At 74.3% G+C, this 7,266-nt stretch carries 6 protein-coding genes and 1 pseudogene; 1 reads left to right on the top strand and 6 read right to left on the bottom strand.

Features of this window, described 5'->3' with window-relative positions:
- Positions 1-69: 69 nt before the first annotated feature.
- The 6 genes from PLP61_RS12960 to PLP61_RS12935 all read right to left on the bottom strand — a co-directional run bounded on the left by PLP61_RS12960 (position 70) and on the right by PLP61_RS12935 (position 6,724).
- A complete protein-coding gene (locus tag PLP61_RS12960) occupies positions 70-867 on the bottom strand; it encodes a 2-keto-4-pentenoate hydratase (RefSeq protein WP_324503150.1) in 798 nt (265 codons plus the stop codon).
- 92 nt (positions 868-959) lie between these two features.
- Complete coding sequence (locus tag PLP61_RS12955) at positions 960-1,703, bottom strand: IclR family transcriptional regulator (RefSeq protein WP_324503149.1); 744 nt, start codon at positions 1,701-1,703, stop codon at positions 960-962.
- A 26-nt stretch (positions 1,704-1,729) separates the two neighbouring features.
- On the bottom strand, positions 1,730-4,288 hold the full coding sequence (locus PLP61_RS12950; RefSeq protein ID WP_324503148.1) for an MMPL family transporter: 2,559 nt from the start codon (positions 4,286-4,288) through the stop codon (positions 1,730-1,732).
- A gap of 1 nt (position 4,289) precedes the next feature.
- Positions 4,290-4,934 (bottom strand): TetR/AcrR family transcriptional regulator, encoded by a 645-nt coding sequence (locus tag PLP61_RS12945; RefSeq protein ID WP_324503147.1) that lies wholly within the window; start codon positions 4,932-4,934, stop codon positions 4,290-4,292.
- Positions 4,935-5,018: 84 nt separating this feature from the next.
- Positions 5,019-5,933, bottom strand: a complete 915-nt coding sequence (locus PLP61_RS12940) for an FHA domain-containing protein (protein ID WP_324503146.1) — start codon at positions 5,931-5,933, stop codon at positions 5,019-5,021.
- The gene (locus PLP61_RS12935) at positions 5,930-6,724 is read right to left on the bottom strand and encodes a PP2C family protein-serine/threonine phosphatase (RefSeq protein ID WP_324503145.1); all 795 of its coding nucleotides are present in this window, start codon (positions 6,722-6,724) and stop codon (positions 5,930-5,932) included. The genes PLP61_RS12940 and PLP61_RS12935 overlap by 4 nt, the downstream gene beginning before the upstream one ends.
- A gap of 89 nt (positions 6,725-6,813) precedes the next feature.
- Here PLP61_RS12935 and PLP61_RS12930 point away from each other — a divergent pair.
- Positions 6,814-7,266, top strand: a pseudogene (locus PLP61_RS12930) (hypothetical protein); the annotation flags it as partial.

The following is a 7,266-nucleotide window of genomic DNA, read 5'->3' as shown; positions in this document are numbered from 1 at the left end:
CTGCGCTGACCATCGCCCGCAGCTGCTCGGGGGTGCGTCCCTCCACGAGGGTGATCTCGACCAGCGGCATCACGCCCCACCCGCCTCGCCGCAGAACAGCTCGACGTCCCCGAGGCTGGCGAACCGGCAGGCCACGGTGGACCCGCGGGTGGCGAAGACGGCGTCGGTCATGCCCCCGGTCAGGACGGTCCAGCCGGCCTCCACGGCGAGCCCGCGGCGGGACAGCTCGTTGACCGCCAGCGCCAGCGCCTCCGCGGGGTGGCCGAGCACCGCGGCGCCCGTGGCCCGGTCGACCGCCTCGCCGTCGACCTCCACGACCACCTGCTCCGCGACCAGGTCCACGGCATCGGCGGGGAGCCCCTGCGCCGCGACGACGTAGGCGCCGGAGGAGGCGTTGTCGGCGACGACGTCGCCCGCGGCGAACCTGAAGTCGCGGTACCGACTGTCGATCACCTCGGCGCCCGCGTGGACGCTGCCCACCGCGGCGAGGGCCTGCTCCGCGGTGACGCCGGGCCCGGCGAGCCGCTCCTTCATGACGAACACGATCTCGGGCTCGATGCGGGGGTGGATGAGCCGGTCCTGCGGGACGGGCTCACCGGGCTGGAGCACCATGGCGTCGGTCAGCCAGGCGACGAAGGGGGTGTCCACACCCATCCGCTGCTGCTTGGCCTTGCTGGTCAGTCCCAGCTTCACACCGACCAGGCTCTCGCCACGGGCCAGTCTCCGCCGCAGAGTCTCGTCCTGGACCTGGTAGCCGGTGTCGACGTCCAGCTCGGGCCACTCGTCGGTGAACCTGGTCCGGTCCCGTCGCTGGGCCTCGCAGTCGAGCAGCTCGCTGGCGACGGACTCAACGGTCCACACGGTCATCAGTGCTCCTTGTCACACGGTGGGGTACGACGCACGGTAGGAGCGCGTCGTACCCTGCCGAGCGGACGTTCCGTCCTCCGGAACGGCTGGGATCAGACCACCGGGACGCGGGACAGCGTGGCGGCGGCGGCGAGCACGAGCTTGAGGTAGCGCCCGCCACGGGCCCGGAACACCTCGGTCGGACCCACCAGCGACACCGCGGCGAGCGCCTCGCCGGCCGGCCCGTGGATCGGGGCGGCGCACGAGCCGATGCCCATCGTCGCCTCGTCGAAGGAGATCGCCCCGTGCCGGCGCCGGGTCTCGGCGAGGGTCCGGTCGAACTCCTCCACGGTGCGCAGGGTGGCAGGGGTCCGCGCGGCGAAGCCACGCCGGCGGCAGGCCTCGGCGAAGGCCGGGTTGTAGGCCGCGATGGCCTTGCCCGAGCTGGTCGTGTGGGCGGGCAGCCGCCGACCGGTACGCCGCATCAGCGCCACCCCCAGCGTGGTCTCGAGGCGCTCGGTGTAGAGCACGTCCGCCCCGTCGGGGACGGCCAGCTGCACGCTGAGCCCTGATCGCTGGCGCAGGTCCGCCAGCACCGGCAGGGCGACGGTCCGCAGGCGGTTGCGGGCCATGGCGAGCTGGCCGAGCTCGTAGAGGTGCATGCCCAGCCGGTACCGCCCGCTCTCCGGGCTGCGCTCGACCAGGCCGTGCGTGCCCAGGCTGGTGAGCAGCCGGTGGGCGCTGCTCTTGGCAACGCCGAGCCGCTGAGCGACCTCGGTCACCCCGAGCTCCTCCTCGTCGGCGAAGCAGTCGAGCACGGCCAGCGCCGAGCGGACCGACTGGATGATCTCCGCCATCTCCGCTCCTGGTCCTCCCGGTCAGCTCACGAGCCCAGGGTCGCACGCTCCCGTTGCGCGGCGCGAGCATCACGCTCCGCCAGGTGGGCGGTGAGGCCGGTCCCCTCGAGGTCGAGGTCGGGCAGGCGGCGGTCCAGCCAGGCAGGGATCCACCAGGCGTGGCGCCCCATCAGGTGCATCAGGGCGGGGGTGAGGGTCATCCGGACCAGGACGGCGTCGACGAGGACGCCCACGGCCAGCCCGAAGCCGATGGCCCGGACCATGGTCAGCTCCGCGAACACGAAGCCGCCGAAGACCGAGGCCATGATCACGGCCGCCGCGGTGACCACCTTGGCCCCGTGCACGAACCCCGTCCGGACGGCCGTCCGTGGCTCCGCCCCGTGCGCGTAGGCCTCGCGCATCCCCGAGACGAGGAACATCTGGTAGTCCATCGCCAGACCGAACAGCACGCCGATCAGGATGATCGGCATGAACGACAGCAGGGGGCCCGGGTGCGGCACCGCGAGCACCGAGCCCAGCCAGCCCCACTGGTAGACGGCCACGGTCGCGCCGAAGGCGGCCGCCACCGACAGCAGGAACCCGCCGGTGGCCACCAGAGGCACGACCAGGGACCGGAACACCACGGTCAGGATCAGCAGCGAGAGCCCCACGACGAGGAGCAGGTACAAGGGCAGCGCGTCGGCCAGCCGCTGGGAGATCTCGATGTTGGCCACGGTCTGCCCGGTCAGCTCGATCGTGGCGCCGGTGCTGCGGCCCAGCTGGGGAAGGCTGTCCTTGATCACCTGGACGGCCTCCACCGTCCGCTGCTCCGACGGGCCGCTGTCCAAGACGACCTGGAAGGCCAGCATCGTGTGGTCGGCGCTCTGGCCGAAGGGCACCACGTGACGCACCCGGTAGAGCCGGGAGAGCTGGGTGCCGACCTCGACCTGCGTCGCCGCCGCCTGGGCGGCCGAGGTGCCCTCGGGCAGGGTCACCACCGCCACCAGCGGTCCGTTCACGCCCGGGCCGAACTCCTCGGCCACGGTCTGGTACGCCGCGAACGCGGTGGAGTCGGGTGGCTCGGAGCTGCCGTCGGGCAGGCCCAGACGCAGGTCGCGGGCCGGCAGGGCGAGCAGCCCGACCACCGCCACCACCGCCAGCACCGTGAGCCAGGGGCGGCGGGTGAGGAGCGTGACGTACCACCCGCCGTGCTCCTCCTCCCGGTCGTCGTGCGCGGTGCGGGTCGCCGGGTCGCCCGGCGTCGTGAAGCCCGCGGTGCGCCAGGCGCGCCGGGAGACCACCCGGGTGCCCATCAGAGCGAGCACCGCCGGGCTGAGGGTGACGGCCACGGCGACGGTGACCGCGACCGTGCCCGCGGCCACCAGACCGAGCTGGCCCAGGATACGGATGCCGCTGACGACCAGCGCGGCCAGCGCGATGACCACGGTGGAGCCCGCGAAGATGACCGCGTTCCCGGCGGTGCCCACCGCGCGGCCGATCGACTCCTCCAGCGGCGTCCCGCGCAGGATCTGGTTGCGGTGCCGGTTGACGATGAACAGCGCGTAGTCGATCCCGACGGCCAGGCCGATCATCAGCGCCAGCGCCGGCGTGATCGAGTTCATCTCGTAGAACCAGGTGGTGGTGACCGCGGCCAGCAGCCCGACCCCCACCCCGAGCAGCGCCACGGCCAGCGGCAGCCCGGCCGCGACGAGCGTCCCGAGCATCCCGACCAGGACGATCCCGGCCAGCACCAGGCCGGCCACCTCGCCGGGCCCGACCACGGAGATCGCCTGGGTGATCTCCACGCTGTAGTCGGTGCGCACCCCGGCCTCGGCCAGGGGCGCCCCGAGGGTGCGGATCTGCTCGCGCACCTCCGGCGGCACCGACTGGGCGTTGGTCTCGAACTGGATCTGGGAGTACGCGACACCGCCGTCCGCGGTGACGAAGCGCAGCCCGTTGAGCATCCCCTGCTGGGCCTGCCCGGCGGCGTACCTCGCCTCGCCGCGGGCGAGCTTGCGCGCACCGGCGGCGTACTCAGCCTCCTTGTCGGCCAGGGTGGCCGCACCACCACGGATCTGGGCCCGCAGGACGGGGATCTGGGGGTCCGTGGGACTGCTGGCCTCGAGGTCGGCCAGCACGCTGCGGGCGAAGGCGAGCTGCCCCTGGGCGGCGTCGAGCCGGGCCCGGCCGTCGGCCAGCTGCGCCTTCGCGTCGGCGAGCGTCGTTCCGGCCTCCTCGAGGGCGGCGGCGCCCTCGTCGAGCCGCTGCTGCTGGGCGAAGGGGTCCACCACGCTCTTGACCTGCGGCAGCGCCGACCACTCGTCCAGGACCCCCCGCACCGCCTGCTGCTGGGCGGGGGTGAACTCGCCGGAGTCGCTGCGGAACACCACCGTGGCCACCCCGCCGGAGGCCTCCGGGATCTTGCGGCCGAGTGAGTCGAGCACCCGCTGGAAGTCGCTGCCGGGGATCGACACCGCGCTGGTCAGCGGGGTGCCGAGCGTCGCGGCGCCCGCGGCCACCACGCCGAGAACCACCAGCCAGGCCGCGACCACGCGCCAGGCGTGCCGCGCGCACCAGCGTCCGAGGCGGTAGAGAGCGGTGGCCATGTCAGTCCTCCGAGCGGGTGGGGTGGGGGGTGGTGGCCGGGCGGTCGAAGCCGGTCCGGAGGTAGCGGACGCTCTCGGCGAAGATCGCCTGCAGCTCGGCCACCGAGCGGGCGCTGAGCGTGCCTCCGGTGCGGTCGGCCCAGACGTAGAGGGCGGCCTCGGAGACGGCGACGAACGCGGTGGCCAGGTTGACCACGTAGAGGTCCTCGGTGTCGGCCGGGAGCCGCTCCCGCAGGTGCGCGGTGAGCCAGCCCAGCCAGTCGTGCAGGAAGCCCTGGATGACGGCCCGGGCCTGGGCCGAACCCAGCCCGACGACTCCCATCACGCCGATCCGCTCGAAGAGCGCGGGGTCGGTCGGCGCCGCGACCAGCCGCTCGACCGAGTCCAGGACCGCCTCGTCGGGCGGACACTCCTGAAGCCGGTCACCGAGGGCGAGGAAGAAGTCCCCCACCCCGGCGGTGAGCACGGACTCGACGGAGGGGAAGTAGTTGAAGAACGTGCGCCGCGAGACCCCTGCCCGGGCGGCGACCGCCTCGGCGGTCACCCCTGCCATGCCCTGCTCGGTGACCAGCGCGTAGGCCGCGTCGACGAGGTCGGCCCGGGTCCGGGCCTTCTTCTGCTCGCGCAGGCCGACCGGGAGGCTCATACCGGCAATGCTAACCCGGATGCTGCACACGAGTGCAAAGTTGCATCCTCGTGCATTTCGGACGCCTCCGGGCCTCCGCCGGGCCTACTCCACCTGGATGGTGAGACCGTCACCGAGGTCGATCAGGGCGCCTGGCGCCAGCGGGACGGCGATCCCCGGGTGCAGGTCCTCGGGCTGCGCCCCGGGCTGGTAGAGCACGGTCCCGTTCGTCGAGCCCAGGTCGGTCACCACGGCGCGGCCACGCTCGGCCCCCGAGCCGGGTCGAACCTCCAGGTGCGTGGCCGAGATCTCCTGGTGCGGGCTCGGCACCCGCACCAGCACCGGCTCCTCGGTCAACGTGTAGCGGTGCGGCTCCGGGGCCCGGCCGACCAGCACCAGCCGGTCCACCGCGACCTCCTCGCCGCTGGAGAAGCGCAGCCGAGCCACCGGTCCCTCCGGCTCGGGCTCGGGCTCCGGCTCGGGCTCGGGCTCCGGCTCGTGCCAGATCGGGGGCTCCACCACGGTCTCGTGCTCCGCCTCGTCCACCTCGGCGTACGCCGGTGGCGTGGGCTCCGGGTCGGGCTCGGGGGGCGGTTGCTCGACGCGCGAGAGCCGGACCAGCCCCGCGTCGACGACCAGGCCGTCGCCCTCGGGCCCGGCCTCGACCTCGACCACCATGCGGGTGACCCCGGTCAGGGTCCGCTCCACCCAGGTGGTGTCGCGGGAGCCGGCGACCTCGAGCCAGCGACCCTCCACCAGGAACCCGGCGACCGCCGGCCCGCGCAGCACCACCTTGGTGCCGTCCTCCACCGGGCTGACCAGCACGAACGCGGGCAGGTCGCGCAGCCCCCCGCTGAGCACGCCGTCGAGCACCTCGTCGAACCCGGCGCCCTCGTCGACCAGCGCCCACAGGGCGGCGACCCGGTGCTTCTCCGAGGGCGGCAGCAGCACGGTGGCCCGCTCCCCGAAGATGCCGAACCAGCCGCCCGGCCGGTAGCACCGGCGTCCCTGTGCGCTCATCGGCTGGCCTCCCGTGTGCCGTCGTCCTCCTGGGGCGGGGCCCATCCCACCACATCGGCCACCACCGCGGTCGCGTTGTCGATCCCCCCGGCCGCCACTGCGGCCTCGACCACCAGGTCGGCGGTCTGCTGCGGGTCCCGGGTGGAGGCCAGCAGCTCGGCCAGCCGCTCGTCGGAGAGCATCCCGGTGACCCCGTCGGAGCACAGCAGCAGCCGCCCGGTCGCCGGCAGGAGGAACAGGTCGGGCTCGGGGGCGTGCGGCCCGCCCAACGCGCGGGTGACCACGTGCCGCTCGGGGTGGGTCGCGACCTCCTCCGCGCGGATCTCCCCGGCGTCCAGCAGCTGCTGGACCAGGGAGTGGTCGACGGTGACCTGGGCCAGCCGGCCGCCGTCGAGCAGGTAGGCCCGGGAGTCCCCCAGGTTCGCGACCAGCCAGCGCGGCGAGCCGTCCTCCTCCACGAGCAGGGCGACGACCGCGGTGGTGCCGGCGTACCAGCGGCTGGGGGCACCCTGGCCCTGGGCGCTCGAGTACTCCAGGATCCGTCGCTGGCACTCCGCGAGCGTGCCCACGACGGCCTGGGCGCCGCTGCGCAGGTCGTGGCGCGAGCCGGCCAGGGCGTCGAAGGTCTCCACCACGATCCGGCTGGCCACCTCGCCGGCCGCGTGGCCGCCCATGCCGTCGGCCACCACGAGGACCGGCGGGGCCACCAGGCACGCGTCCTGGTTGACGCGGCGTACCTTCCCGACGTCGCTCGCGGCGCCACCGTGCACCTGGCCGCGGCCCGTCTCCACGCACCGACCTCCTGCCGCCGAGGGTTCCGGGCACCACGATGCTGGGCGAGGACGGGGCAGGCAAGGGGCGCGCCGGTAGCGTGGGCGCGATGGTGAGCCCGCCCGCCCCCCGCACCCTCGCCGACCTGCTGCGTGGCTGGTCCGACGAGCGGCTCGCCACGCTGCTGCGGGAGCGCCCGGACCTGGTCTCCCCCACCCCGCACGACTCCTCGCAGCTGGCTTCGCGGGCCGCCGTCCGGTCCTCGCTGCTGCGCGCCATGGACGGCCTGACCCACCTCGAGCTGGCGGTGCTCGACGCGCTGGTGGTGGTTGGCCCGTGCGACCAGGGCCGGCTCGAGCAGGTGGTCCACGCGGCCCCGGGGGCGACGGCCGCGGCGCTGTGCCGGCTGCAAGACCTGGTGCTGGTCTGGGCCGCACCCGACGGGCTGCGTGCCCTCACCGGGGTCGCCGACGGGTTCGCCGGTGGGGTGGGCGCCAGCGGGCTGCGACCCTGCACCCCTGGCGCGGAGGCGGACTCGGTGGCCCCCCGGCTGGAGCTGCTG

The organism is Nocardioides sp., from assembly GCF_035429765.1.
GTDB lineage: Bacteria > Actinomycetota > Actinomycetes > Propionibacteriales > Nocardioidaceae > Nocardioides.
This window is presented reverse-complemented; position numbering and strand designations above follow the sequence as displayed.

Excerpts from the sequence above, each read along its gene's own strand:
- PLP61_RS12960 (WP_324503150.1), bottom strand. The coding sequence starts at position 867 with ATGACCGTGTGGACCGTTGAGTCCGTCGCCAGCGAGCTGCTCGACTGC.
- PLP61_RS12955 (WP_324503149.1), bottom strand. The coding sequence starts at position 1,703 with ATGGCGGAGATCATCCAGTCGGTCCGCTCGGCGCTGGCCGTGCTCGAC.
- PLP61_RS12950 (WP_324503148.1), bottom strand. The coding sequence starts at position 4,288 with ATGGCCACCGCTCTCTACCGCCTCGGACGCTGGTGCGCGCGGCACGCC.
- PLP61_RS12945 (WP_324503147.1), bottom strand. The coding sequence starts at position 4,934 with ATGAGCCTCCCGGTCGGCCTGCGCGAGCAGAAGAAGGCCCGGACCCGG.
- PLP61_RS12940 (WP_324503146.1), bottom strand. The coding sequence starts at position 5,933 with ATGAGCGCACAGGGACGCCGGTGCTACCGGCCGGGCGGCTGGTTCGGC.